The 24,846-nt window shown below is 70.8% G+C and carries 25 protein-coding genes; 8 read left to right on the plus strand and 17 right to left on the minus strand.

The genetic code is table 11. The features are described 5' to 3' along the window. Positions 1-34: 34 nt before the first annotated feature. Together KBY96_RS05370 and KBY96_RS05375 are read left to right on the plus strand one after the other, a co-directional pair. Positions 35-1,258 (plus strand): DEAD/DEAH box helicase, encoded by a 1,224-nt coding sequence (locus KBY96_RS05370; protein ID WP_396122278.1) that lies wholly within the window; start codon positions 35-37, stop codon positions 1,256-1,258. Between the two features lie 50 nt (positions 1,259-1,308). After that, entirely contained in the window at positions 1,309-1,527 is a 219-nt protein-coding gene (locus tag KBY96_RS05375; protein WP_254978209.1) for a hypothetical protein, read from the plus strand. Positions 1,528-1,542: 15 nt separating this feature from the next. Here KBY96_RS05375 and KBY96_RS05380 read toward each other — a convergent pair whose 3' ends face one another. The 11 genes from KBY96_RS05380 to KBY96_RS05430 all read right to left on the minus strand — a co-directional run bounded on the left by KBY96_RS05380 (position 1,543) and on the right by KBY96_RS05430 (position 12,202). Next, the gene (locus KBY96_RS05380) at positions 1,543-2,589 is read right to left on the minus strand and encodes a methionyl-tRNA formyltransferase (RefSeq protein WP_254978210.1); all 1,047 of its coding nucleotides are present in this window, start codon (positions 2,587-2,589) and stop codon (positions 1,543-1,545) included. A 33-nt stretch (positions 2,590-2,622) separates the two neighbouring features. Then, a complete protein-coding gene (locus KBY96_RS05385; RefSeq protein ID WP_254978212.1) occupies positions 2,623-4,044 on the minus strand; it encodes a TldD/PmbA family protein in 1,422 nt (473 codons plus the stop codon). A 2-nt stretch (positions 4,045-4,046) separates the two neighbouring features. Continuing rightward, positions 4,047-5,477, minus strand: coding sequence for a TldD/PmbA family protein (locus KBY96_RS05390; RefSeq protein WP_254978213.1), 1,431 nt, complete (start codon positions 5,475-5,477; stop codon positions 4,047-4,049). A 56-nt stretch (positions 5,478-5,533) separates the two neighbouring features. After that, the gene (gene acsF / locus KBY96_RS05395) at positions 5,534-6,661 is read right to left on the minus strand and encodes a magnesium-protoporphyrin IX monomethyl ester (oxidative) cyclase (RefSeq protein ID WP_254978215.1); all 1,128 of its coding nucleotides are present in this window, start codon (positions 6,659-6,661) and stop codon (positions 5,534-5,536) included. 102 nt (positions 6,662-6,763) lie between these two features. After that, a complete protein-coding gene (locus KBY96_RS05400; protein WP_254978217.1) occupies positions 6,764-7,225 on the minus strand; it encodes a DUF2996 domain-containing protein in 462 nt (153 codons plus the stop codon). A 50-nt stretch (positions 7,226-7,275) separates the two neighbouring features. Continuing rightward, positions 7,276-7,809, minus strand: a complete 534-nt coding sequence (locus tag KBY96_RS05405; RefSeq protein ID WP_254978218.1) for a LapA family protein — start codon at positions 7,807-7,809, stop codon at positions 7,276-7,278. After that, the gene (locus KBY96_RS05410) at positions 7,806-8,462 is read right to left on the minus strand and encodes a flavin prenyltransferase UbiX (RefSeq protein WP_254978219.1); all 657 of its coding nucleotides are present in this window, start codon (positions 8,460-8,462) and stop codon (positions 7,806-7,808) included. The genes KBY96_RS05405 and KBY96_RS05410 overlap by 4 nt, the downstream gene beginning before the upstream one ends. 17 nt (positions 8,463-8,479) lie before the next feature. Next, on the minus strand, positions 8,480-10,825 hold the full coding sequence (locus KBY96_RS05415; protein ID WP_254978220.1) for an RNB domain-containing ribonuclease: 2,346 nt from the start codon (positions 10,823-10,825) through the stop codon (positions 8,480-8,482). 164 nt (positions 10,826-10,989) lie between these two features. Beyond that, complete coding sequence (locus KBY96_RS05420) at positions 10,990-11,349, minus strand: TMEM165/GDT1 family protein (protein WP_254978221.1); 360 nt, start codon at positions 11,347-11,349, stop codon at positions 10,990-10,992. A 74-nt stretch (positions 11,350-11,423) separates the two neighbouring features. Continuing rightward, positions 11,424-11,849 (minus strand): TMEM165/GDT1 family protein, encoded by a 426-nt coding sequence (locus KBY96_RS05425; RefSeq protein WP_254978222.1) that lies wholly within the window; start codon positions 11,847-11,849, stop codon positions 11,424-11,426. Further along, positions 11,846-12,202, minus strand: coding sequence for a YkgJ family cysteine cluster protein (locus tag KBY96_RS05430; protein ID WP_254978223.1), 357 nt, complete (start codon positions 12,200-12,202; stop codon positions 11,846-11,848). The genes KBY96_RS05425 and KBY96_RS05430 overlap by 4 nt, the downstream gene beginning before the upstream one ends. 29 nt (positions 12,203-12,231) lie before the next feature. Here KBY96_RS05430 and psb30 point away from each other — a divergent pair, with 29 nt between their 5' ends. Continuing rightward, positions 12,232-12,456, plus strand: a complete 225-nt coding sequence (gene psb30, locus KBY96_RS16365) for a photosystem II reaction center protein Ycf12/Psb30 (RefSeq protein WP_254978225.1) — start codon at positions 12,232-12,234, stop codon at positions 12,454-12,456. Here the strand turns inward: psb30 and KBY96_RS05440 are convergent. Next, positions 12,425-13,021 carry a chloride channel protein gene (locus KBY96_RS05440; RefSeq protein WP_254978226.1) on the minus strand — a complete coding sequence of 199 codons (597 nt, stop codon included), beginning with the start codon at positions 13,019-13,021 and terminating at the stop codon, positions 12,425-12,427. The genes psb30 and KBY96_RS05440 overlap by 32 nt on opposite strands. Position 13,022: 1 nt before the next feature. Further along, positions 13,023-14,930: a single-stranded-DNA-specific exonuclease RecJ gene (recJ, locus tag KBY96_RS05445; RefSeq protein ID WP_254978228.1), complete on the minus strand. Its 1,908-nt coding sequence runs from the start codon at positions 14,928-14,930 to the stop codon at positions 13,023-13,025. Positions 14,931-15,048: 118 nt separating this feature from the next. On the opposite strand from recJ, the gene KBY96_RS05450 reads away from it, so the two are divergent. Genes KBY96_RS05450 through KBY96_RS05460 form a run of 3 tightly spaced genes read left to right on the plus strand, consistent with a single transcriptional unit; the run spans position 15,049 to position 17,080 of the window. Further along, a complete protein-coding gene (locus KBY96_RS05450) occupies positions 15,049-15,786 on the plus strand; it encodes an HAD-IA family hydrolase (protein WP_254978230.1) in 738 nt (245 codons plus the stop codon). Next, entirely contained in the window at positions 15,738-16,130 is a 393-nt protein-coding gene (locus KBY96_RS05455; protein WP_254978232.1) for a DUF565 domain-containing protein, read from the plus strand. The genes KBY96_RS05450 and KBY96_RS05455 overlap by 49 nt, the downstream gene beginning before the upstream one ends. Beyond that, entirely contained in the window at positions 16,130-17,080 is a 951-nt protein-coding gene (locus KBY96_RS05460; RefSeq protein WP_254978233.1) for a phosphoribulokinase, read from the plus strand. The genes KBY96_RS05455 and KBY96_RS05460 overlap by 1 nt, the downstream gene beginning before the upstream one ends. Here KBY96_RS05460 and rpmF read toward each other — a convergent pair. After that, a complete protein-coding gene (rpmF, locus tag KBY96_RS05465; RefSeq protein WP_254978234.1) occupies positions 17,029-17,208 on the minus strand; it encodes a 50S ribosomal protein L32 in 180 nt (59 codons plus the stop codon). The two genes, KBY96_RS05460 and rpmF, sit on opposite strands and share 52 nt — an antisense overlap. A 123-nt stretch (positions 17,209-17,331) precedes the next feature. Here rpmF and ftsH point away from each other — a divergent pair, with 123 nt between their 5' ends. Further along, positions 17,332-19,188, plus strand: a complete 1,857-nt coding sequence (gene ftsH / locus KBY96_RS05470) for an ATP-dependent zinc metalloprotease FtsH (protein WP_396122280.1) — start codon at positions 17,332-17,334, stop codon at positions 19,186-19,188. Here ftsH and KBY96_RS05475 read toward each other — a convergent pair. The 3 genes from KBY96_RS05475 to thrC form a co-directional block, all read right to left on the minus strand. Beyond that, a complete protein-coding gene (locus KBY96_RS05475) occupies positions 19,111-20,070 on the minus strand; it encodes a cupin domain-containing protein (RefSeq protein WP_254978235.1) in 960 nt (319 codons plus the stop codon). The two genes, ftsH and KBY96_RS05475, sit on opposite strands and share 78 nt — an antisense overlap. 127 nt (positions 20,071-20,197) lie before the next feature. Further along, entirely contained in the window at positions 20,198-20,473 is a 276-nt protein-coding gene (locus KBY96_RS05480) for a MoaD/ThiS family protein (protein WP_254978237.1), read from the minus strand. A 90-nt stretch (positions 20,474-20,563) separates the two neighbouring features. Beyond that, a complete protein-coding gene (gene thrC, locus KBY96_RS05485) occupies positions 20,564-21,856 on the minus strand; it encodes a threonine synthase (protein WP_254978238.1) in 1,293 nt (430 codons plus the stop codon). A 138-nt stretch (positions 21,857-21,994) separates the two neighbouring features. On the opposite strand from thrC, the gene KBY96_RS05490 reads away from it, so the two are divergent. Then, positions 21,995-24,835 (plus strand): UPF0182 family protein, encoded by a 2,841-nt coding sequence (locus tag KBY96_RS05490; protein ID WP_254978239.1) that lies wholly within the window; start codon positions 21,995-21,997, stop codon positions 24,833-24,835. The last annotated feature ends 11 nt before the right edge of the window (positions 24,836-24,846 follow it).

Genomic DNA, 24,846 nt, shown 5'->3' on the forward strand with positions numbered 1-24,846 from the left:
CGCCCCCTTCGCCGAGCTGGGGCTGGGTCAGCCGATCGTGCAGGCGGTGGCCAGCAAGGGCTACACCCAGCCCTCGCCGATCCAGCTCCAGTGCATCCCTGCGGTGCTGGAGGGCCGGGATGTGATGGCGGCGGCCCAGACCGGCACCGGCAAGACCGCCGGCTTCACCCTGCCGATGCTGGAGCGCTTGCGCCATGGCCCCCACGCCAGGGGCGGGGTGGTGCGGGCCCTGGTGCTCACCCCCACCCGTGAACTGGCTGCCCAGGTGGCGGAGAACGTGGCCGCCTACGGGCGCTTCCTCGACCTGCGCAGCGACGTGGTGTTCGGCGGCGTGAAGGTCAATCCCCAGATCAACCGTCTGCGGGCCGGTGCCGATGTGCTGGTGGCCACCCCGGGCCGGCTGCTCGACCTGCAGCAGCAGGGGGCCGTCCGTCTCGACCAGCTGGAAATCCTGGTGCTGGATGAGGCCGACCGGATGCTCGACATGGGCTTCATCCGCGACATCCGCCGGCTGCTGGCCCTGATGCCGGAGCGGCGCCAGAACCTGCTCTTCTCCGCCACCTTCAGTGGTCCCATCAAGGCCCTGGCCCATGGTCTGCTGCACCAGCCCGTGCAGCTGCAGGCGACACCGGAAAACCAGGCCGCCCCCACGGTGGAGCACCTGCTCCACCCCTGCGACATGGCGCGCAAGCCCGAGTTGCTCTGCCATCTGATCGCCAGCAACGACTGGCAGCAGGTGCTGGTGTTCTCCCGCACCAAGCACGGTGCCAACCGCATGGCCGAGAAACTCAGCCAGGCCGGCATGGCCGCTGCCGCGATTCACGGCAACAAGAGCCAGGGGGCCCGTACCCGCGCCCTGTCGGGCTTCAAGGCCGGCGAGCTGCGGGTGCTGGTGGCCACCGATCTGGCCGCCCGTGGCATCGACATCCACCAGCTGCCCCATGTGATCAACCTCGATCTGCCCAATCAGCCCGAGGACTACGTGCACCGCATCGGTCGCACCGGCCGGGCCGGCCACCCCGGCCACGCCATCTCCCTGGTGGCGGCGGAGGAGCATGAATTGCTGCGCGGAATCGAGCGCCTGATCGACACCCGCCTGCCACGCCAGGAGGTGCCGGGCTTCGAGCCCACGGTGCACTCGGCGCCACCGCTCGATCTCGGCGGAGGCCGGGGCCGGGGCGGCGGGCGCAACCCGGGCGCCCCGGCCCGGGGGCGGCGCCCGGCAAACAGCAACAATCGACACAACCGCAACCGCTGACCTCCGCTGCCATGGTTGTGCCACCGCGTTCCTTCAGCGTCTGAATCCCCATGCCTTACGAGCCCGGATCACCGCAGTGCCGCATCCTGATCGACTGCAAGAGCCAGATCGAGTCGATGCTGCTCATGCTCGGCCGGATCGAGGACAGCGCTCCGATCCGCGACCAGCTGCGGGGCGTGCACCAGCAGCTCGAGGACCTGCACGGTCGCTACCGCCGCTCCGAGGCCCCGGGCGATGCCGATCAGTCGGCTGCGCCCGTGATCCCCTGACAGGCGGCTGATGGCTCACTGGCGATCCAGACCTGGCGATGGGCTCCCCAGCCGGTCGCCTGGCTGCAGGCCCAGTTGCTGCAGCAGGGCCTGAGCGGCACAGGCTGTGCGGCCCGCCAGCTGTGCTTCACGCACCAGCAGCGGACAGCCGCCGGTGGCCAGCACCGCCCCCACCCCACTCTCCAGCGCCAGCACGGTGCCTGGTGCCGCCTTCCCCGCTGCGGGCCAGGAGCGGCCGCACAGCGCCGCCGCCTCGGGGCTGAGCTGATCGGCCAGCCGCTCCACCAGCGGTTCGGTGGCCAGCAGGCGCAGGCGCTGGTCGCGCCAGCTGGTGTGGGCACCGGGATGGAGCCCCATCACGCGCCGGTGGATGGTGAGGGCCGGCTGGACCCAGTCGATCGCGAAATCCTCCTTGCTGAGCAGCCGCGCCAGGGTGAGGCCCTGCTCCCCCTGGGGCCGTACCCCCAGCCGCGCTAGCCGCTCGGCCTCAGGCCCTGGCCCGGCGGCCTCGATCCGGGGCATGGCCTCCACCAGCAGCTCAGCGGTGAGGGCCGACAGGCGGCCTGAGAGCTCGGACGCGTTCTCCAGCAGGCCGATCGGAATCGCCCGCTCCAGCAGCACCGGCCCGGTGTCGAGGCCCGGCTCCATGGCCATGATCCCCACACCGGTGTGGCTGTCGCCCTCGATCAGGCTCCACTGGATCGGCGCCGCCCCCCGCCAGCGCGGCAGCAGCGAGCCGTGGCCGTTCCAGCAGCCCAGCGGCGGCTGCTCCAGCACTGCGGGCGGCAGCATCTGACCGAAGGCCACCACCACGTAGGCATCGGCTCCCAGGGCCGCCAGCTGGGCCTGGGTGTGGAGTTCGCGGCGGATCCGCTCGGGGGTGAACACGGGCAGCCCCAGCTCGAAGGCCCGGGCCTTCACCGGGCTGGCCACCAGGGCCTTGCCGCGCCCTCGCCGCCGGTCGGGCTGGCTCACCACCCCCACCAGCGTGTGCCCGGCGGCCTCCAGGGCATCGAGGCTGGCCACGGCGTAGGCCGGGGTGCCCCAGAACAGGATCTTCATGCCCCCCAGCTTGGAGTGCCCAACAGCCTTGCCTCAGGCGTCGCCGGTGATCGAGAGACCCTCCACCCACACGTGCGGACAGAGGCCGTCGGGGGTGATCTTCGCCTCGCCCTCGAAGCCCACGATGGCATTGAGCAGTTGGCGGATGTCGCCGGCCACGGTGGCCGCCTCGATCGAGCGCGCTTCGCCGTGGCGCACCAGCCAGCCATCGAAGGGCAGCGAGAAACTGCCCTGGCTGGCCTTGACGCCGGCGTGCAGGGCCGAGAGGGAGTCGATCACCACAAGGCCGGCAGCGGCGCTCTGCTCGGGTGAGCGGTGATCGAGACCCTGCTGGCCGCCATCGCTGCCGGGGGTGGGTCCCACCTCGAACCACCCCGGGCTCACCGACACCTTGGCGCCCATGCCGGCGTGGCCGGTGGGCTCCACCCCGAAGGCCCGGGCCGTGGCCTCGGAGTGCAGGAAGTGGCGCAGCACTCCCCCGTCCACCAGGGATAGCCGGCGGGTGGGGGTGCCCTCGCCGTCGAAGGCCGCCGCCCCGATGTTGCCCGGATGCAGGCCGTTGTCGTGGATCGACAGGAACGGCACCGCCAAGGGCTGGCCGATGGCGTTGCGGCCGCTGAGGCTGACGCCGTCGAGCACGGCGCGGGCGTTGAACAGGCTGGAGAAGGCGCCGATCAGATCGAGGAACGCCTCCGGGGTGAACACGCAGGTGTAGCGACCGGTGTCGATCGGGCCGTAGTCGAGGTGGCTGATGGTGCGCTCGGCCGCTTCGGCGATGCAGCCGGCTACATCCAGCTCATCGACGCCGTAGGCCAGGCGCATGGCGCCGGCGCTGCGCGGCTTGCGGCCCGTTTCCTCCGCCTTGGCGTAGAGGTAGAGGCTGGCGGTGCTCAGGCGCTGGTGGCGGCAGGCCCCGGCGCTGTTCAGATACAGGCGCTCGCTGAGGCGCTGGGCGAGGCCGTTGTAGGGCACGGTGCCGATGGCGTCGTGGCAGTCCAGCAGCTGGCGCTCGGCGTCCTGCAGGGTGTCGAGCAGCTGCAGGATCGGCCGGGTGGGGCGCAGGGGCTGCTCCAGCTCCGGCAGGGGCGCCGTGGCCAGGGGGGAGAAGGCGGGGGTGTCGTCGGCATTGCCGAAGGCACTGGCGGCGTGGGCCCCCACCAGGGCCGTTTCCAGGCCGGCGGCGGAGAGATCGGAGGTGCTGGTCACCCCCACCAGCCCGGCGTCGTTCCACACCCGCACGGTGATGGCACTGCGCTGGGCACCCTTCATCTGTTTGGGTTCACCCCGGTCCACCTGTACCGAGGTGTCGGTGCTGCAGGAGGCGCCGAGATCCCACTGGTGGATGCCGTGGCGGCTGGCCAGCTGCTCGAGGATGTCGCGCAGGGCCGGCGCGTCCAGCCCGGCGGCAGGGGTGCTGGCGGCCGTGGGTGTGGACGGGGTCGTGGTTGCCGTCATGATCAGCGCCCCCCCACGGTGATCGTGTCCACCTTGATGTGGGGCTGGCCCACGGTGACGTTGACACTGCCGCTCACCGACCCGCAGAAGCCCGCCGCCAGCTCGAGATCGTTGGCACACATCGAGATGCGCGGCATCACCTCCTTGGCTTCGCCGATCAGGGTGGCTCCCTTCACCGGCTTGCTGAGCTGGCCGTTGTCGATCAGGTAGCCCTCCTCCACGGAGAAGTTGAACTGGCCGGTGGGGCCCACGCTGCCGCCCCCCATCGACTTGCAGTACAGACCGCGATCCACCGAGGCGATCAGCTCCTCGGGGCTGTGGGGACCGGCGGCGATGAAGGTGTTGCGCATGCGGCTGGCGGCGGCGAAGTTGTGGCTCTGGCGCCGCCCGCTGCCGGTGCGGGCATGGCCGGTGCGCAGTTCGCCGGCCCGGTCGGAGAGGAAGCGCTGCAGCACGCCGTTCTCGATCAGCACCGTGCGCTGGGGCTCCATGCCCTCGTCGTCCATCGACAGGGAGCCGAAGGCCCCGTCGCTGAGACCCTCATCAATCGCCGTCACCGCCGGGTTGGCGATGGCTTCACCCACCTTGTCGGCGAAGGGGGTGGTGCCGCGCTCCACCTGGGTGGTTTCGAGCAGGTGGCCGCAGGCCTCGTGGAAGATCACGCCGCCGAAGCGGTTGGCGAGCACCGCCGGCATCTGGCCGGCCTCCACGTAGTCGGCATGGAGCATGGTGCCGGCGCTCTCGCACACCTCCCGGGCGCTGGCCTCCACATCCCAGTGGCGCAGTTGGTCGGGCCGGCCTGAGCTGCCATAACGCCGGCCAATGCTGGAGCGGTGCTCGCCATCGGTGGCCAGCACGCTCAGCCCCAGCGACTGGTGCAGGCGCACGTCGCGGGCGAAGGTGCCGTCGCTGGCGGCCACCAGCACCTCCTGCCAGTCGCGGGAGTAGCTGCCGCGGCGCACCTGCAGGTGGCGACCCACCTGCTCCAGTCGCCGCGTGCCCTCCAGCAGCTGGCCCGTGGCCTCGCTCAGGTCGGGACAGCGGCCCAGCCAGTCACCCTTGGCGCTGCCGTGGTCGCGCAGCGCCGGCAGGCCCTCAAAACCACTGGCGGTCTGGACGCTGAGCTCCAGCCCCAGCATCCCCAGGGCCTGCTCGAGGGCGGCCAACAGCCCGGCCTCGCTGAGGTCGTTGGTGCTCACGAAGCCGTCGCGCAAGCCTCGGAACACCCGTAGACCGGCGCCGGTGCCGAAGGCGGGGCTGACGCTGGTGATGCCGTCCTGCTCGGCCAGCACTCCGATGTGGTCGATCCGCTCGAGAAACACCTCCACCAGGTCGGCCCCGGCGGCCTGGCCTGCGGCCAGGAGGGTTTCCAGCCGGGGTTTCAGGCCGGCATCAAGCTGCTGCAGGCGGGGCGGTGACGCGGTGACGACCATCGGACGGGACCAAGTGAGGAGGTCCTAGCAAAAGGGCCCGTCCCGTGGTGGCCCGCTCAGCGCACGGCGGGCTGCAGGTCTTCGCTGCGGATCGGCTTCATCAGGAACAGGGCGGCCATCTCCGTGCCGTTGGCCAGCCAGAGGGGAAGCTTGCGGAGCGTTTTGAAAGGGGCGGGGGCACTGCCCTGGTCGGCGGCGCTGAGTTTGGCGTTGTTCTGCACCATGCGCTCCAGCCGCTCCCAGAAGCGGGGATTGCGCACATCGAGCACCACCGGGAACACGCGGGCGGAGGTCTCGTTGGTTTTCTCGATCACCTCCTTGTCGTAGGCGCGGGCATCGAGGCCCAGGGCCTCGTAGAACTCCTTGCGGGCCACGTCGCGCACGTACATGGTGGCGAACACGGCCAGCAGGAAAAACCGGCACCACAGTCGGGCGCGCAGACCGCGCACAGTGTCGGGCTGGGCCTTCATCAGGGCATCGAAGAAGTCGCCGTGGCGGTTCTCGTCCTGGCACCAGTTCTCGAAGAAGTTGAAGATCGGGAAGATCTTGCTTTCCGGATGCTGCTCGAGGTGGCGGTAGATGGCGATGTAGCGCCAGTAGCCGATCTTCTCGCTCAGGTAGGTGGCGTAGAAGATGAACTTCGGCTTGAAGAAGGTGTAGGCCTTGTTGGCAGTGAGGAAGCCCAGATCGAGCTGGAGACCGAAGTCGCCCATGGCCTTGTTGAGGAAGCCGGCGTGGCGGGCCTCATCGCGGGCCATGTGGGCGAAGCACTCGGCCAGCAGCGGGTTCTTGTCCTTGATGCGGCGGCTGAGCTCCTTGTAGAGCAGGAAGCCGGAGAACTCGGAGGTGCAGCTCTGCTCGAGAAACTCCACGAACACCCGCCGGGTTTCGGGATCGAGCTTGTCGGCAGCGCCATCGAACTCGCCGTTGCGCACGAAATGGTGGCGGTTGTAGTCCTTGCGGAACTCCTCGCAGATGGCCTCCAGCTCCGCTTCGTTGGGCCGCAGATCCATCGCCGCCATGGCGTCGAAATCCGTGGTGTAGAAGCGGGGGGTGAGGATCGTGTCCTTCACCGGATCCTTGATCGCCGGTGCGTCGGGGCTGCCGATCGGCTGGCTGCTGATCTCGGATCCTGCGGCAGGACCGGTGGAGGCGGCGGTTGAGACGGCGGAGGGGGGCACCATCGAGGAGCAGCACAGAGCAGTGCCGGCATCGTAAGGGGCCTGCCAGCGCCGGTGGTGGCGGATGTAAAGCGTCGCTGCAGCGCGATTGGGGCCGCCTTGAGCTCAGTTGGGCCCGAGCCACTTCTGGCCGTTGAGCCGCTGCACCAGGCGTGACACCAGCAGCGCCTGGCTCATGCGCTTTTCGTCGCCGAGGAAGGGCTCCAGCAGGGACGGTTCGGCGCCGGGCTCGGCCAGGGCCACGGTCTTGGCGGCGTTGATGTCGGCGGCGGTGAAGCTCAGCCAGAAGCGCCGTTCACCAGGCAGTGCGCCCACCACCATCCAGCAGCTGCCGCCCACCACCGGCATGGCGCCCTGCTCGAAGCGCAGGTCTGGCTCCGGACCGCCGTAGCTGCGGATCTCCTTGGCCAGGGCCGGCAGCAGCGACTCGGGGATGAAGGTGGCGAAGGGAGCGTCCTCCGGAGCCGGGGGCTTGGCCGCTTTGGCGGGCTTGGCGGCCGGCTTGTCGGCTGATGGGCCGGCTGATGAGTCGGCAGAAGAGTCGGCAGATGGGGTGGGTTCGCTCACCAGACTCAAATCCCCGTTCAATACTTGTGCTGACTCTAGTCAGCCCGATCTCACCACTCCTCGCCCGGACCCGGGTCCCAGCCACCGCCGACGTCGCCGTCGTGACGGGTGGCGGCCGCCGGGGGTGGCGCCGGGGCTGCCACTGGAGTTGCCACTGCGCTGTCCGGTCGGCGGATCACCCGGTAGGCCACGGCCACGGTGGGGGCGGGTTCCCCCGGCGGGCGGCTGGGGCCGGCGCTGGGCGGGGCCGCTGCCCCTGACGTCTGGGAGCGGCGCGGATTGGCTTCCGGCTCCCGCTCCCGCTCCCGCGCCGGCTGCGGTTCAGGCTCCGGCCACACCTCCCGGATCACCTGGCGCTTCAGGGTCTGTCCTTCGCCCCGCAGGGCCAGGGCCGTGGCACCGGCGCTGAGCAGGGCACCACCGCCGGAGGCCAGCAGCACCCACACCCCGATCGGCAGGGGGGGCGAGGTCCAGATCAGCAGCCGCAGGCGCACCGGCGGCCGCGGGTTCATCGCCCCGATCAGCAGCACCGCCAGCAGCGGAGCCAGCAGGGGCAGGAGCAGCAAGCGGCGCAGCAGGCTCAAGACTCGGCAAAGGAGCGGCCTGGGCCCGAGTCTGCACGTCCCACCGGTCCCTGCCAACGGCGCAGCGGTGCCAGGTCGTAGCCGAGCAGGTCGAACACCCGGATCACCAGGAAATCCACCATGTCCTCGATGGTGCGGGGCTGGTGGTACCAGGCCGGCACCGGCGGGGCGATGCGCGCTCCCGCCTCTGCCAGGGCGGTGAGATTGCGCAGATGCACCAGGTTCCACGGGGTTTCCCGCGGGCAGATCACCAGCGGCCGGGCTTCCTTGAGGTGCACGTCGGCGGCGCGCTCCACCAGATCCAGCGCCACGCCGGTGGCGATCCGGCCCACGGTGCCCATCGAGGCCGGCAGGATCACCATGCCGCGGGTGCGGTAGCTGCCGCTGGCGATCGCGGCCGCCTGGTCGTTCCAGCGGTGGCAGTGCAGCCGGCCGCCGCGGCAGCCGGTGCGATCACGCCAGAAGCGCTCCTGGGCCTGTGGATCCCCGGGCACCTGCACCCCCAGCTCGGCCTGCCACACGCTGATGGCGCCCCGGCTGGTCACCAGTTCCACCGTTTCGCCGGCCTCCAGCAGCAGCTGCAGGGCGCGCTGGGCCAGAGGCTGGGCCGAGGCACCGGAGATTGCCAGCACCACCGGTGCTCCTGGGTTCATGGTGTTGCTCCTGCGGCTCAGACTTCGCTCAGCACGGGCACGGCGGCAAAGCTGTCGTAATCCCCTTCGCCCTGGTCATCGCCGCGATCCTCCAGGGGCTGCTGCAGGGGCTCCTGCTCGTCCATCGGATCGATCTCGGGTTGCACCACGGCCAGGTCGATCTGGTGGCGCAGGGCATCCACCTTCTGGATCTCCACCTCCACCGCGTCGCCGAGCATGTAGGTGCGCCGATTCTTGCGGCCCACCAACCGATTCTGGCGGGAGCGGTATTCGTACCAGTCGTCCTTGAGGGAGCTCACGTGCACCAGCCCCTCGACGTTGGAGGGGGGCACCTCCACGAAGAAGCCGTAGCTCTGCACGCCGCTGATCACCCCGGGCAGCACCTGGCCCACCAGGGGCTCGGCCTTGCGGGCCTGGGCCATGGCCAGCAGGTCGGCCTCCAGTTCCGCCAGGAAGCGGCGCTTGCCGTTGAGGCGCTGCACCAGCCCGTGCTCCAGGGCCTGGTGCAGGGGGGTGAGCCGGGCGGGCTCCAGCAGCGGCCAGTCGATGGCGCCGTGGCAGGCGGGGGAGGCCAGATCCACGCTCGTCTTGTGGCGGGGGCTGGGCCGATCCTTGCCCTCGCAGAGGAGCAGCACCAGCAGCTGCTGGTTCCAGATGTCGGCGTAGTGGAGCGTCGGGCAGGTCCAGGGGGCCAGGGCGGCCTTCTCGCCCACCAGGCCGGCCAGGGTGTGGTCGCCCCGGCTGCCGCTCAGCTGCAACGGCTGCAGCACCCCGCGCAGCTGCTGCTGAAGCGAGCGGCTGCGGCTGGAGGCCGCGAAGACCGCGGCCAGTTCGGCGGCGCTGGCATGGCCCTCCTCCCCCAGCTCCAGGGGGATCTCCAGGGCCAGGGCCGCCTTGGCCACATCGTTGAGGTCGCCGCTGTCGGGAGTGGGGTTGATCGCGAACAGTGCCGGCAGCTCCAGGGCGGCCAGGTGCTGGCCCAGGGCGCGCTGGGCCAGCAGCACCGCTTCGCGCAGGATCGCGGCCGGGTGGTGGGACGGCAGCCTGAGCAGCCAGCCCTGGTGGGCCGGGCCGGGGGGGGGGACGCTGAGATCGCCGAGGCTCTCGATCGGCGGCAGGGGCAGCTCGAGCTCGATCGAGCCAGCCTCCACGCGCCGCGCCCGCATCAGCTCGCCCAGGGCCACCAGCTGCTCCAGCTGCTCCAGCTGGCCCTTGAGCGGCTTCAGGGCCGCCGGCGTGGTGCGGCTTTTGGGCTTGCGCTCCGCCAGGGCGGTGAGGGCGGCGAGGTCGACGCTGGCCACCGGTTTGATCCAGCTGCGGCAGAAGCGGTAACCCTGCAGGTGGCCGTCGGTGTCGAGCTCCAGGGCCACCGACAGGGCCGCCTGTTCCTGGCCGGCGCTGAAGGCGGCGGCCTTGGTGAGCGCTGGGCTGAGCAGGGACAGCCAGCGGCGACCCAGGCAGAGGGCGTCGGCCTGCTCGCGTAGCCACTGATCGAGGCTGCCGTCGGTGGCGAAGCGCTCGGCCACTGCCGGGCTGTGCAGCCAGAGGATGGAGCCCTGATCGCGGGGCTCCAGGGCCAGGGCCGGCAACCCCGGTGCCGCCTCACCGGCCCAGAGTTCCGGCAGCAGGGCGGGCAGGGCTGTGAGGTCTTCCCGTCCGTCGGCCGTCAGCGCCTTGAGGCTGGCCCGGGGGGCCGCGGCGCGGCTGTTGAGCCGGTGTTTGGTGAGCAGCAGCTCCAGATCGGCCTCCTCACCGCCGTTCACCGGCAGGCTGCGGGCCACATGACCCTGGGGGGAGAACTGGCCCACGGGGTAACGATCGATCACCACCTCCACCACCGAGTGCTGTTCGGGGTCGAGGTGGGCGGCGTCGGCGGCGGGGAGCACCACGCTGGTGAGCAGACGGTCATCCAGCGGGGTGGCCAGCAGCCGGTCCTGCTGCTGCTCGATCTGCGCCAGCAAGGAGGGGGTCTGCCGCTCGAGGATGCACTGCACACCGCCCTCCGGCGACCGCCGGCGACCTCCCTCTCGGGTCACCTTCACCAGCACGCGATCGCCGTTCCAGGCGTGGTTGAGCTGATGTTCACGGATGTAGATGTCCTCGCCACCGTCCTCGCGCAGGGCGAAGCAGAAGCCCTTGCTGGAGCAGCGCAGCCGGGCGGGGATCAGCCCGGGGTTGTCGGCGCGCGCCAGGCCGGCCTCGCTCTCCTGCACCACAGCCAGCTTGAGCAGGGCGTCAAGGGCGATGCGCAGCTGCTGCTTGGCGGGTTTGGTGCTCAGCCCCAGGGCTTTCTCAAGCTTGTCGAGGGGCAGAGCTTCGTCGGCGGGAAGCTGGTCGAGCAGGTCGGCGACCGTGAACTTCATGGGGTATCGGATTGGGTGGCGGTGGCCATCGCCAACCGCCCGGGGGGGCACGCGGGGATGGCGGGCGGGAACGCTCGGTCTGGGCTCGGAGCGATGCCCACGACCTGCCTGCTCCTGCTTGGCTGATTGTATGCAGCCGCGGTTCAGGTGGATGCAGCCGCCCTTCAGGCCTGGCTGGAGTCGGCCTTGCCGGCCTCGCCGGCGCTGGCCCCCTGCGTTGCCTCCCGGGTGGCATCCGCGGTGATCTCAGCCGCGGCGGCCCTGCGGATCAGGCGCACTCCCAGCACCAGGAAGCCGGCCGCGGCCGCCAGCTGCAGGGCATTGGTGGGAATCACCGCCGACAGCGACCCTCCGGCCGCCGCCCCCAGCAGGCTGGCGAGCACCAGGGCCAGGGAGCTGCCGGCGAACACGGCCAGGGGGCGGCTGGAGGTGCCGCTGATGCTCACGATCGCCAGCTGGGTCTTGTCGCCGAGCTCCGCCAGGAACACGGTGATGAAGGTGGAGGCGAGCAGGCTGAAATCCATCAGTGGTTTGGCCAGTGGGTTGGCGGTGGCCGGGCGCGGGCGGTGGGGACGTCGAGCGCTGGAGCGGGTGGAGGTCAGCCCAGGGGTAGACCGGTGGGTGGTGTGTTCAGCTGCACCACCGCCTGGCGGCCCAGCCAGAGGCTCAGGCCCACCATCAACAGACCCGCCAGCCGTTCCAGTTCGTGGGCCGGCAGCAGGCGGGCCAGCCAGCGGCCCAGCAGCACCCCCACCAGGCTCGAGCTGATCAGGGCCAGCGAGGCCCCGATGAACACCACCAGCGGTTGCCCCGACTGGGCGGAGAGCAGCAGGGCCGCCAGCTGGGTCTTGTCGCCCAGCTCGGCGAGGAAGACGGTGGTGAACGTGGTGACCAGAGCCCCCAGAAAGGCGCCGCTGGCCGGCGTTGCCGTGCCGGCCTTCCGCCCCTCACTGCTGGTATGGGCCCCACCGGGCTCAGCTCCAGTGCCTTCAGCCGGCAGCTCTCCAGACTCCTCGCTGTTCATGGCCGGCGAATCGCCCGCAGGAAACGGCACATCACCTTGCCACGCCCTCCGTACTCGCTGCGGATCTGCTGCCGGCAGCAGGCGATGGCCAGCCCATCGGCGTGCTGGCCCGTGGCGCCGAACAGCGCCATCAGGTTGCTCACCCGGCAGAAATCGGGACGCCCGTCGTACACCCGGCAGCGCCGCCCGCCGGTGTCGTAATGGCGGCACCAGCCATCGGGGCCCACCATCGCCAGGACTTGCTCGCGCTGCTGGGGATTGAGGGCGGCCAGGGCGTCCTGGCGCAGCTCCGGATCGAGGCGGCAGCAGGCTCCACAGCCGGCGATGCAGGTCCAGGTGGGGGAGGGCTTCACGGGCTGCGATTCAGCGGCTGGGCGGTTCGGTGTCGGGGCCGGGCAGCGGGCGTGACGAGGGATCACAGAGCGGCGCAGCGGCTGCGGCGGAGCAGGGGTTGAGTCTTACGCTGGCGCCAGCGATTTGCTTCAACGCGACGGCAACCATGGGCATCGACATCAACCTGATCGCCAATTTCGCCGCCCTGGCCCTGATCACCTTGGCCGGCCCCGCAGTGATCTTCATTCTCTTCTATCGGCGCGGTGCTCTCTGAGGGCGTGGTAGATGGGCTCGGCCTGCAGCCGCCGGCCGGCATGGGCCCCGAGGGTTGAACTGACCACAATTCCCAGCAGCCACTGCTGATCGCCGGCCAGCTTGAGGGCAAACACCGTGCTGATCAGCGGCAATTGGGTGGCCCCCGCCAATGCCCCGGCCATGCCCAGGGCCACCCCGAGGGCCGTTTCACCTCCCAGCAGGTGCAGCAGGCCCCCGCCGAACAGCCCGCCCATGGCCAGGGATGGGTCGATCAGCCCTCCCGGTACGCCCGCCGCCAGCACGAGGGGCGGAGCGAGCAGACGGCTCAGCAGTACCCCTAACCAGGCGCCGATCGAGTGCGCAGAGCCCGGGTCCGGCAGTGGTCCGCGCTGATCGAGCACCTGCTTCAGCAGCACTTCGCCATCGCCGCCGCTCCAGCCGCCGCCGGAGACGCCCGGCAGCACCCCCAGCAGGCGGGCCTGGGCGCCGTCGATCAGGTTCAGGGGCCAGCAGGCCAGACCCACCAGCAGGCCCAGCAGCAGCAGCCGGGTCAGGTTCGCCAGATCGCCGTAGCCGTAGGGCATCTCAGGCGGCCAGTCCGAGGGCGGTGGCGGCATCCTGCAGGAGGGCGCGCAGGTAGGGGTGGTCCGGGCTGCTGCCGCTGTGCAGCTCCTCGCCGGCGGCATTGCGGATCACCAGCCCCGTGCCCTGGCGGCGGCACCAGTAGATTCGCTCGCCGCGCTGCAGCATCACCTCGGCGTCACCGCTCTCCCCCGTGCTGCTGGGCCGCAGGCCCAGCAGCTCCAGCTGCAGCCGCTCGCGCTCCTGCCAGCGATCCAGCCGCAGCCGGTAGGCCACATCCAGCCAGCGCGGCAGCCGGGCCTCGCCCTGCCAGCGCCAGCCGATCGCCCGCAGCCGGGCGCCGTCCTGCTCCAGCTCCAGCTGCAGATGGCCGCCCCGCAGCAGCTTCTGGCTGCGCAGCTCACAGCCGCTGCTCCAGTACACCGGCTGGGGATGGCCGATGCCGAAGGGTTCCAGCCGCCGCTGCTGGCGCAGAAACTCCCGATCGATCGCCGTCAGCGACAGCAGTGCCTCCGGCTCCACCGGATGGCTGCCGCCCCGCTCCTCCAGCCACAGCCGGGCCCGTTGCTGCAGCCGCTGCTGCAGCTCCGCCAGTCGCTCGGCCCGCACCGTGAACCCGCCGGCGGCCGGGTGGCCGCCATAGCGCTCCAGCAGGTCGGCGCAGGCCCCCAGGGCCCCATCCACGGCGAACCCCCGCGGCGCCCGCACCGATGCCCGCAGGCGCCCGTTGCCCTCCCCTGCCAGCAGGGCGCAGGGCCGGTTCAGCCGCTCCACCAGGCGGGCGGCCACGATGCCGATCACGCCGTGGTGCCAGTGGTTCTGAGCCAGCAGCACGAAGTCCGGTCGGGCGCTGCCATCGGCCTCCAGCAGGGCCAGGGCTTCGGCCTCGATGGCCTCGCAGAGCTCGCGCCGCTGGCGGTTGAGGCCCTCGCAGTCGCGGGCCAGCTCCAGGGCTCGCTCGGGATCCTCAGTGGTGAGCAACTCCACCACCAGCTGGGGGTCTCCCAGGCGTCCCACGGCATTGATGCGGGGGGCGATGCGGAAGCTCACTGCCTCGGCGTCGAGCGGCTGGCCCTCGACGCCCGCCAGGCGCTGCAGGGCCTGCAGCCCGGCCAGGCCGCTCTGGCCCAGCCGCGGCAGGCCGTCGATCAGCCAGCGCCGGTTCACTCCCGCCAGCGGGGCCATGTCGGCGATGGTGCCGATGCAGAAGAGGTCGAGGGCCATGCGCAGGCCATCGGCGCGGCCCTGACGCCGGCACAGCGCCGCCGCCAGCACGTAGGCCAGTCCCACCCCGGCCAGGCCGCGGAAGGGCGATCCCTCCGGCGTGCGCTGGGGGTGCAGCAGGGCCAGGTGGGGAGGCAGCGGCTCGGGGATGGTGTGGTGGTCGGTGAGGATCACCTCGAGTCCCAGTTCCCGGGCCCGCTCCAGGGCCGCGTGGGCTGACACACCGTTGTCCACCGTCACCAGCAGGGCCACCCCCTGGCCGGCGAGGTCCTTCACCATGGTGGCGTTGAGGCCGTAGCCGTCCTCCAGACGGCTGGGAATGGCCGCCTGGGGCCTGGCACCCAGCCGCTCCAGCACGCCCACCAGCAGGGCCGTGCTGGTCATGCCGTCGGCGTCGTAATCGCCACAGATGGCCACGGCTTCGCCCTGGCGGCAGGCCTGCTCCAGGCGCGTCGCCGCCGCCGCCAGATCGGCGAAGTGCAGCAACGGGTCGGGCGCCTGCGGCGGCTGCAGCAGGGCCGCCACCGCCTCGGCGCTGCCATGGCCTCGCCGGGCCAGCAGGGTCAGCAGCGCATCGGGCAGCGGCTCGCCGCCGGCTGGATTGAGCTGCCGCAGGGCCTCCGGCTCGGCCAGCGCTCCCAGGGCAGCGGGGAGCTGCCAGCGCTGCTCGTGGAGGGCGGGGAGCAACGGCGGGGCAGCGGTTGCAGGCCATTGTGCGGCGGCGTGGCCTGGCCGGCATCGGCGTTTGGGGCTGTGCTCTGAGCCCTGCTTAGGGTGGTGGGTGGTACTCCCCGCTGACCTGCCGATGGCCCTGCGGGCCCTGCTCTGGGATGTGGACGGCACCCTGGCGGAGACCGAACGGGACGGTCATCGCCTCGCCTTCAACCGCGCCTTCGCCGAGCAGGGGGTGCCGCTGCACTGGGATGCCCAGAGCTACGGGACCTGGCTGGCGATCGCCGGCGGCCGCGAGCGCATCCGGGCCGCCCTGCGCGATCTGCAGGGCCGGGAGCCCGATCCGGCCTGGGTGGAGTCGCTGCAGGCCTGCAAGCAGGGCCATTACGCAGCCCTGATGGCGGCTGGCGGGCTGGGCCTGCGGCCTGGGGTGGCGGCGCTGATCGGGGCCGCGGCCGCCGCCGGCCTGCGCCAGGCGATCGTCACCACCAGTGGCCGCGCGGCGGTACAGGCGCTGGCGGAACGGCTGCTGGGCGATCTGGCCGGCGCCTTCGAGCTGTGGGTGTGTGGCGACGACGTGAGTCGCAAGAAGCCCGATCCCGAGGCCTACGTCCTGGCCCTGCAACGGCTGGTGCTGGCGCCAGCCGACGCCCTGGCGATCGAGGATTCCCCCGCCGGGCTGGCGGCGGCGGCGGCGGCGGGGGTGCCCTGTGTGCTCACCCTCAGCCATTACGGCCGCGCTGAGCCCCTGGCGCGCTTCGCGGCGGCGCGGGCCGTGCTCACGGGCCTGGGCGCCGATGGCCGGGTGCTGCGCGGCCCGGCTTGCCCCCAGGGCCGGTTCACGCTCTCCTATCTGCAGACCCTGCCCTGAGACCCACGACCCTGCAGCGCACCCGCTTCCAGCGCCTGAGCTCCGCCCTGGCCGATCTGCTCGCCGGCCAGCTGCGGGGCGGCTGGCGCCATCGCAGCGCCGTGCTGCTGGCCCTGCTGGTGGGGTTCTACATCGGCGGCAACCTCACGGCCTACCTGCTGCCCCTGTTTCCCGGTGGCCGGCCGCTGATGGTGCTGGCCCTGGTGCTGCTGCTCGAGCTGGTGGTGCGGCTGCGTGGGCGGCTGTTGCAGGAGCAGCCCGGCCTGGGCTGGCGGGTGGCCGACAACCTGCGCATCGGTCTGGTGTACGCGGTGGTGCTGGAGGCCTACAAGCTCGGCACCTGATGGACAGCGATCCAGAGCTGCTGCGACGCTTTGCCCTGCCCCTGCTGCACCGCCTGCAGCAGCTGGCGGGGCAGGGGCTGCGGCCGGCCATCGGTCTGAACGCGCCGGTGGGGGCCGGCAAGAGCAGCCTCTGCCGGCTGCTGGCCGGACTGGCCCCGCAGCTGGGTCTGGGCCTGGCGGTGGCTTCGATCGACGACGTCTACCTGCCCTGGGAGGAGCGCCTGCGGGCTCTGGCGGGCAATCCTTTCGGGGTCACGCGGGTGCCGCCGGGGAGCCACGATCCGACCCTGTTGCGACGCTGCCTGACCGACTGGCGCGCCGGCGCCCCGCTGCGCCTGCCGCGTTTCGACAAGACCCTGCGGGACGGGGAGGGTGACCGCTGCGGGGAGCAGGTGCTGCAGGCCGACGCCCTGCTGCTGGAGGGCTGGCTGATCGGTTGCCGGCCCCTGGGCCCGGCCCTGGCGTCGCTGGATCTGGACGCTCTGATGGCCAGTGCCGGGCCCCGCACCCTGACGGCTGAGGAGCGGGCCTGGCTGCCTCGCTGGGACCGGGAGCTGCAGGCCTACGAGCCTGCTTGGGCCCAGCTCGATGAGCTGTGGGTGCTGCGGCCGCTGAACTGGAGCCTGCCGCGGCGCTGGCGGTTCCAGGCGGAGGCGCGACAGCGGCGATCAGGGGGCGCAGCACTGGCGCCTGCTGCCCTGGAGCGGCTGGTGCGGGCCAGTTTGTGCAGCCTGCCCCCCGAGCTCTACCTGGACCCTCTGGTGATGGCCCAGGCCAGCGAAGAGGTGGCTGCCGCAGGGCGGGATGGGAACCCAGCTCCGCCTCTGTCTGCCGTGGGAGTGCTGGATGGCCGCCGTCGCCTGCTGGCGGTCAGCGGCACGGTGAGTGGCCCCGGAGATCACTCCTCGGCGTCGTCCTCGTCGCTGTCGATCGGATACACAAATCCCTGAGCGCGGCCGCTGAGCACGGCCTTGCCGAGGGACATGGCCCGCTGGGCCGCCACTGTGGCCTTGCCCTTCCAGGTGGCGTGGCGCTGGTTGCGCTTGCCCTTGGAGGTTTTCTTCTTGGGTACAGCCATCCCCGTGCTCGCAATCTGCCAAACGAGGATCATCCTCTGCAGACTCGCCCTGCGTCAAATCGCTAGGCTCCTGTGCAGCGACGGAACGCCGTGAGCGCCAGCCCCACCCCCGCCGCTTCCGGCCTGTCATCGGATTCCTCCCCCCAGGCCCGGGGAACGTGGCCGGCCCGCGGCGTCGATCCGCCGTCGTACAGCCAGCTGCTCACCGACATCCGCGAGGGACGGGTGAAGGATCTGGAGCTCTCGCCCCGCCAGCAGGAGGTGCGTGTGGAGTTCGGCGATGGTCGCGAGCTGCGCGTGCCGGTGTTCGCCAACGACCAGCAGCTGCTGCGCACAGCCGAGCAGGCCGGTGTGCCCCTGACGGTGCGCGACGACCGCGCCGATGCCGCCTCCGCGGCCCTGGTCTCCAACGGCCTGCTGGTGCTGCTGCTGCTGGGCGGCCTCGCCCTGCTGCTCAAGCGCTCGGCGAAGGTGGCCAACAAGGCTCTGGGGTTCGGGGCCAGCAAGCCCCGCCTGCAGCCTGAGGGCGGCGTGAGCGTGCGCTTCGAGGATGTGGCCGGCATTGCCGAGGCCAAGGAGGAACTCCAGGAGGTGGTGACCTTCCTGAAGGCACCGGAGCGCTACACCGCCATCGGTGCCCGCATTCCCAAGGGGGTGCTGCTGATCGGTCCTCCCGGCACGGGCAAGACCCTGCTGGCCCGGGCCATCGCCGGCGAGGCCGGGGTGCCCTTCTTCTCCATGGCCGCCTCCGAATTCGTGGAGATGTTCGTGGGCGTGGGGGCCAGCCGGGTGCGCGACCTGTTCCGCAAGGCCAAGGAAAAATCGCCCTGCATCATCTTCATCGACGAGGTAGACGCGGTGGGCCGCCAGCGCGGCGCCGGCATCGGCGGCGGCAATGATGAGCGCGAGCAGACCCTCAACCAGCTGCTCACCGAGATGGATGGATTTGCCGACAACTCCGGCGTGATCCTGCTGGCGGCCACCAACCGTCCCGACGTGCTCGATGCGGCCCTGACCCGACCCGGACGCTTTGACCGGCGCATCACCGTGGATCTGCCGGATCGCCGCGGCCGCGAGGAGATTCTGGCCGTGCATGCCCGCACCCGTCCCCTGGCCGAGGGCGTGCGGCTATCCGCCTGGGCCAGCCGCACGCCGGGCTTCTCCGGCGCCGACCTCTCCAACCTGCTGAATGAGGCGGCGATCCTCACCGCCCGCCGGCGCCAGACCACCATTGATGACGTCGCCCTCGGCGATGCCCTCGAGCGCATCACCATGGGCCTGACGGCGGCTCCCCTGCAGGATTCCGCCAAGAAGCGCCTGATCGCCTACCACGAGGTGGGCCATGCCCTGCTCACCACCCTGGTGCCCCACGCCGACCAGCTTGACAAGGTGACCCTGCTGCCCCGCTCCGGCGGTATCGGTGGCTTCGCCCGCACCATGCCCGATGAGGACGTGCTGGATTCCGGCCTGATCAGCAAGGCCTACCTGCTGGCGCGCATGGTGGTGGCCATGGGCGGCCGGGCCGCCGAACAGGTGGTGTTCGGGCCCGATGAGGTGACCCAGGGGGCCTCCAGCGACCTGGAGCTGGTGGGGCGCATCGGCCGCGAGATGGTCACCCGCTACGGCTTCTCACCCCTGGGGCCGGTGGCCCTGGAGGCCGAGGGCCCGGAGGTGTTCCTGGGTCGCGACTGGCTGCGCTCCGAGCCCCATTACTCCAAGGTCACCGGCAACCGCATCGACGCCCAGGTGCGCGAGCTGGCCTGCCATGCCCTGGAGAAGGCGATGGCCCTGCTGGAGCCTCGCCGCGATCTGATGGATGTGCTGGTGGAGCGCCTGATCGTGGAGGAAACGATCGACGGCGACCGGTTCCGGGCGATCGTGGAGGCCGATGAGCAGCGCCGCTCAGCTTGCGGGAGCGCCGCTGAAGCGGATGTCCAGGCTGCGCAGGTAGGTGTGCAGGCCGGCGTCCTGAATCGGTAGCAGTCGCGCCGTCCGCCCGCTCTCGTTCACGTGGGCATGCCAGTGGCCCGGGGGCGTGATGAAGGCACCGCCGGCCTGCCAGTCGATGCGCTCGGGGTTGCGGATCCGCCCCTGCTCATCGAGGTCGCTGCCCACCAGGGTGTAGCAACCGGGATCGCAGTCGATGATCAGATCCAGGGCCACCGACTGGTGCCGGTGGGGTGGCTGTACGGCCCCCGGGGGCACGACACCGAGCATGGCCCAGAGGGTATGGGTCACGGTGCGGCTGGCGGGCAGGTCGGCATTGGCCAGCAGCACGGAGAGGCGATTGCTGTGGGCCGCGCTGGGGTCGGCCAGCAACTCCTGCAGGTTGGCCTCCAGCAGGGCGGCGGGGTAGTGGGTGGGTTCGAAGCGCGCTGTGGTGGCCTCCACCCCCAGGTGCTGCAGCAGGGGGCCGTCGTGCACCCAGTAGAGAACGCTGGTGCTGAGGGCCTCCAGGAGCGGCGCATCGCCGCAGGGCAGGGCGATCAGGTCGCCCTGACTCCAGCTCAGCTCACGGCCGCTCCAGCGCAGGCTGCCGGAGCCCTCGAGCACATAGAAGAGTGAACTGGTGGCCTGGCAGGCGGCCTTGAGTCCCTCGCCGGCCAGGATGCGCAGGAAGTGGGCGGCCAGAGCCGGGCTGGTGGCGGGGCCCGGGCAGCCGAGTTCGGCGCTGAGGTCGAGCGGGATCACGGCGCTGGGGCCGCTGGCGTGCAGCTGGGGATCCCAGTGGCGGTAGCCGATCGGCTCGGTGAGGCCCCGGCGCACCGGGTTGGCGGCCTGGCGGTAGTCGTAGAGGCGGGCCTTGCACTGCCAGTCGGCGGTGCTGTCGGCGGTGCTGGGGGAGAGCGGGGCCTGGGTCATGGCGGAGGAGCCGGAGCGCGCCCGGTGCGGGATCGGGGTTTGCTGGATTGGTCTGGAACGCTATTGACCTGCAACCGCCGTCGGGGCGTTGCTGTCCTCGCTACCAATGGCCGATTGGCTGCGGTGATCAGCCGCCGGCCACGGCGGGCACGATCGACACCTCATCGCCGTCGCTGAGGCTGGTGGTCTCGTTGTCGAGGAAGCGGATGTCCTCGCTGTTCACGTAGATGTTCAGGAAGCGGCGCAGTTTGCCGCTGTCATCGCAGAGGCGGGCGCGGATCCCTGGAAAGCGACCCTCCAGGGCCTCCACCAGGGCGGCCACGCTGCCGGCCTCCAGCTCCACGCTGGCTTCGTTGTTGGTGAATTTCTGCAGGGGGGTGGGAATCAGTACCTGAACGGCCATGGGGGCAGGTGGAGAGGCTTGGGGGAGTGGGGAGACTGGATCGCGTGGGTCGGCACCCAGGACATCAGGCGGTGTGATCAGGCGGTGTGATCAGGCAGTGGCGGCGGCGGCGTGCTTGGACTGGGCCTGATCCCAGGCCTGACGGAAGCTGTCGAGCTGGGCCTCGATCGTGTAGGGCTGGCCGATGGCATCGGCCACCGCCTCCGTCGTCTTGAGACCATTGCCGGTGATGTAGGCCACGGTGGTTTCCTCGGGGTCGATCTTGCCCTGCTCCACCAGCTTCTTGAGCACGGCAATGGTGGTGCCACCGGCGGTTTCGGTGAACACCCCCTCGGTTTCGGCCAGCAGCTTGATGCCCTCGATGATCTCGGTGTCGTTCACCGCGGCGATGGTGCCCTGGGTGGCGTTGGCGATGTCGATGGCGTAGGGCCCGTCGGCGGGATTACCGATGGCGATCGACTTGGCAATGGTGTTGGGCTTCACTGGGGTGATGAAGTCACGGCCCTCGGCGAAGGCCTGGGCGATCGGGCTGCAGCCCTCGGCCTGGGCGCCGCTGAAGCGCACCCGCTTCTCGTCCACAAGGCCCACCTTGATGAACTCATCGAAGCCCTTGCGGATCTTGGTGAACAGGGAGCCCGACGCCAGCGGCGCCACGATGTGGTCGGGCAGCTGCCAGCCCAGCTGTTCGATCACCTCATAGCCCAGGGTCTTGGAGCCCTCGGAGTAATAGGGGCGCAGGTTGATGTTCACGAACCCCCAGCCGTAGGTGTTGGCCACCTCTGAGCAGAGGCGGTTCACCTGGTCGTAGTTGCCCTTCACCGCCATCAAGGTGGGGTTGTAGACCAGGGTGCCCAGCACCTTGCCCAGCTCCAGGTCGGAGGGGATGAACACGCAGCACTCGAGGCCGGCGTGGGCGGCGATGGCGGCGGTGGAGTTGGCGAGGTTGCCGGTGGAGGCGCAGCTCACCGTGGTGAAGCCCAGCTCGCGGGCGCGGGTGAGCGCCACACTCACCACCCGGTCTTTGAACGAGAGCGTCGGCATGTTGACGCCGTCGTTCTTGATGTAGAGGCTCTTGAGACCCAGGCGCCTGGCCAGGTTTCCGGCCTTGAGCAGGGGGGTGAAGCCGGTGCCCACGTCGATCGGATCGCCTTCGATCGGCAGAAACTCCCGGTAGCGCCAGATCGAGGCGGGGCCGGCCTCGATCGTGGCGCGGCTCACGCGGCTCTTGATCGCCTCGTAGTCGTAGACCACCTCCAGCGGGCCGAAGCAGACGTCTTCACAGACGTGGCGGGCACCGGAGGCGTAGGGCTCACCGCACTCCTTGCAGCGCAGGCCGGTGAAGGTGGGGCCGGAGAGGGCGGAGCGGGACAGGGTGGCCGTCACGAAAAACCCAGGCGAGATGCAGCACGTTAACAGCGCTGAGCAGGTCTGCCGTTAAAAGCCGAGCTGCAGGGTCGGGCTTTGCATGGGGTCGCTCCGGGCCCTGGCCCTGCTTAAGGTCGGTGGGTGAGGACTGCACCGATGCGGCGGCAACTGCGGCGCCTTCCGATGCCGTTGCTGGCGGCCGCCGTTCTCCTGGTGCTGGCCGCCGGCCTGGTGGCGGGTGCCCGCGGCTGGATGGAGTGGCAGTGGTTCGCTCAGTTCGGCTGGGGGGCGGTGCAGCTGCGCCGCTGGCTGCTCCAGGGCCTGGGGCTGGTTCTGGGCCTTGGCCTGGGGCTGGCTCTGCAGCGCTGGCTGGGCTGTCTGTGGGGCCGCCCCGTGGATCGGCCCGGTGAGCGCCCCCGCTTCGCCCTGACCCCGGCGCCCTATCTCCTGGTATTGGGCGTGCTGGCATTCGCCCAGTTGCTGTCGCTGCTGCTGCTGCTGAGGCTGGCCCAGCGGCTGCTGCTCAATCCCTTCGATCCGCGCCGGCTGCACGGCCTGGTGGCGTTGGCGGATCTGCCCTGGCTGCCGCTGCTGGTGCTGGCGGTGCCGTTGCTGATCGCCATGCTGCGCTGGCCGCTGCGCCTGCCGCGGCTGCTGGCGGCCCTGGCCAGCGGGGCCGCCGCCGTGGCCCTGGCCCGGGGCTGGGGGCTCTGGAGCCTGGCCCTGCTCGCTCCCGACAGTGGCCTGAGCGAGCCCATCCTCGCCGCCGATGTGAGTTTCGCCCTGGCGCGCTTTCCCGCCCTGGCCTTCGCTCTCACCCTGGCCCTGGCCCTGGGCACCGCCCACACCGCCGCAGGCCTCTGGGGCCTGATGGCGCGCCCCCCCCAGCTCAGTGATGGACGCTTCGCCGGCTTCAGCGCGGCCCAGCTGCGCGCCCTGCGTCATCCCTGGGGCCTGTTTGCCCTCGGCCTGGCCGGCGGCTTCTGGCTCGGCCGCCACCAGCTGCTGCTGAGCACGCTGGGCAGCGTGCCCGGCGCGGGCTGGGTGGATGTGCACGTGTCGCTGCCGCTGCGCACCGCCGCCGCGCTGCTGGCGTTCAGCACCGGGGTGCTGCTGCTGTTGCCCCTGCCCCGGCGCGGCTGGCGCAGCCGCACCTTTGCGGCCAGTGGCGTGCTGTTGCTGCTGGTGCTGGCGCTGGAGGCGCTGCTGCTGCCCACCCTGCAGATGCTGGTGGTGAACCCTCGCGAGCTGGAGCGCGAAACCCCTTATCTGGCCCGCTCCATCGAGGCCACCCGGGCGGCCTTTCAGCTCGATCGCATCAACACCCGCAACGTCAATCCCAACGACCGCATCACCCGCGCCGACCTGGAGAAGAGCGACGCCACGATCCGCAACATCCGCCTCTGGGACAGCCAACCGCTGCTGGCCACGAACCGTCAGCTGCAGCAGCTGCGGGTGTTCTACCGCTTCTCCGAGCCCACGGTTGACCGCTATGCGATCGCCTCCGGCGATGGCCCACCCCAGCAGCAGCAGGTGATCATCACCGCCCGGGAGGTGGACAGCTCAGGCCTGCAGGCGGCGGCCCGCACCTGGCTGAATCGCCACCTGGTGTTCACCCACGGCCAGGGCTTCACCGTGACCCCGGTGAACACCAGTACCCCCGACGGCCTGCCGGAGTTCTTCATCAGCGATCTGGGCGCCAACAGTCGCATCAACGGCAGCCCCGACCTGAACATCAGCCGGGAGCAGGTGAAGGCGGCGATTCCGGTGGGTGACCCCAGCCTCTACTTCGGCACCCTGCCCGGTTCCTACGCCCTGGCCCCCACCCAGGTGCGGGAATTCAACTATCCGGAGGGGGACGAGAACGTCTACACCCACTACAGCGGCAGGGCCGGCGTGCCGTTGCCCAGTGCTGCGGCCCGCCTGGCGGCGGCGCTCTACCTCCGGGAGCCGCGGCTGCTGGTGAATGGTGCCCTCACCAGCGACACCCGCCTGCTGCTGCGCCGGGAGGTACGGGAGCGGGTGCGTCGGCTGGTGCCCTTCGTGGCCTTCGAGGCCGAGCCCTATCTGACGTCGGTGAGTCTGGGGGACGATGCCGGACCCTTCCGGGCCGGGCAGCACCAGTTCTGGATCGTGGACGGGTTCACGATCAGCCGCACCTACCCCTACAGCGCCCCGGTGCCGGGCCGCCCGGATGTGCGCTACCTGCGCAATTCCGTGAAGGCCGTGGTGGATGCCTACGAGGGCCGCGTGGCCCTCTATGTGGCCGAACCCGATGACCCCCTGATCGCCGGCTGGCAGCGGTTGTTCCCGGAATTGTTCCAACCCCTGGAGGCGATGCCGCCGGCGCTGCAGGCCCACATCCGCTACCCGATTCCCCAGTTCGAGCTGCAGACCACCCAGCTGCTCCGCTACCACGTGACCGATCCGGCCGTGTTCTACAGCGGCGACGACGTTTGGCAGGTCCCCAAGGAGATCTACGGGGCCGAGCTTGTGCCGATGGATTCGTATCACATCAGCGGCCAGCTGGCGCCGGACCTACCGCCGGAGTTCCTGCTGCTGCAGCCCCTCACCCCCCTGGCCCGGCCCAACCTGGTGGCCTGGCTGGCGGCCCGCAGCGACGGCGCCAACTACGGCAAGCTCGAGGTGCTGCGCTTCCCCAGCCAGACCCCGATCCTGGGCCCTGAGCAGATCACGGCCCTGATCAACCAGAATCCCACGATCAGCCAGCAGTTCGGGCTCTGGAGCCGTTCCGGCGCCGAGGTGGTGCAGGGCAACCTGCTGGTGATGCCGGTGGGCGAGGCGCTGCTCTACGTGGAGCCGGTGTATCTCAAGGCCCGCCAGGGCGGCCTGCCCACGCTCACGCGGGTGGTGGTGAGCGATGGCACCCGCATCGCCATGGAGGCCACCCTGGCCCAGGCGATCGACGCCCTGCTCGACCCGCAGCGCTCGATCCAAGCCACCGAAGCCCTGCTGGCCCCGGTGGAGGCACCCTGAGGGCCACAGAA

Origin of the sequence: Cyanobium sp. ATX 6A2 (assembly GCF_024346355.1) — a bacterium.
In the GTDB taxonomy this organism is placed as follows: domain Bacteria; phylum Cyanobacteriota; class Cyanobacteriia; order PCC-6307; family Cyanobiaceae; genus NIES-981.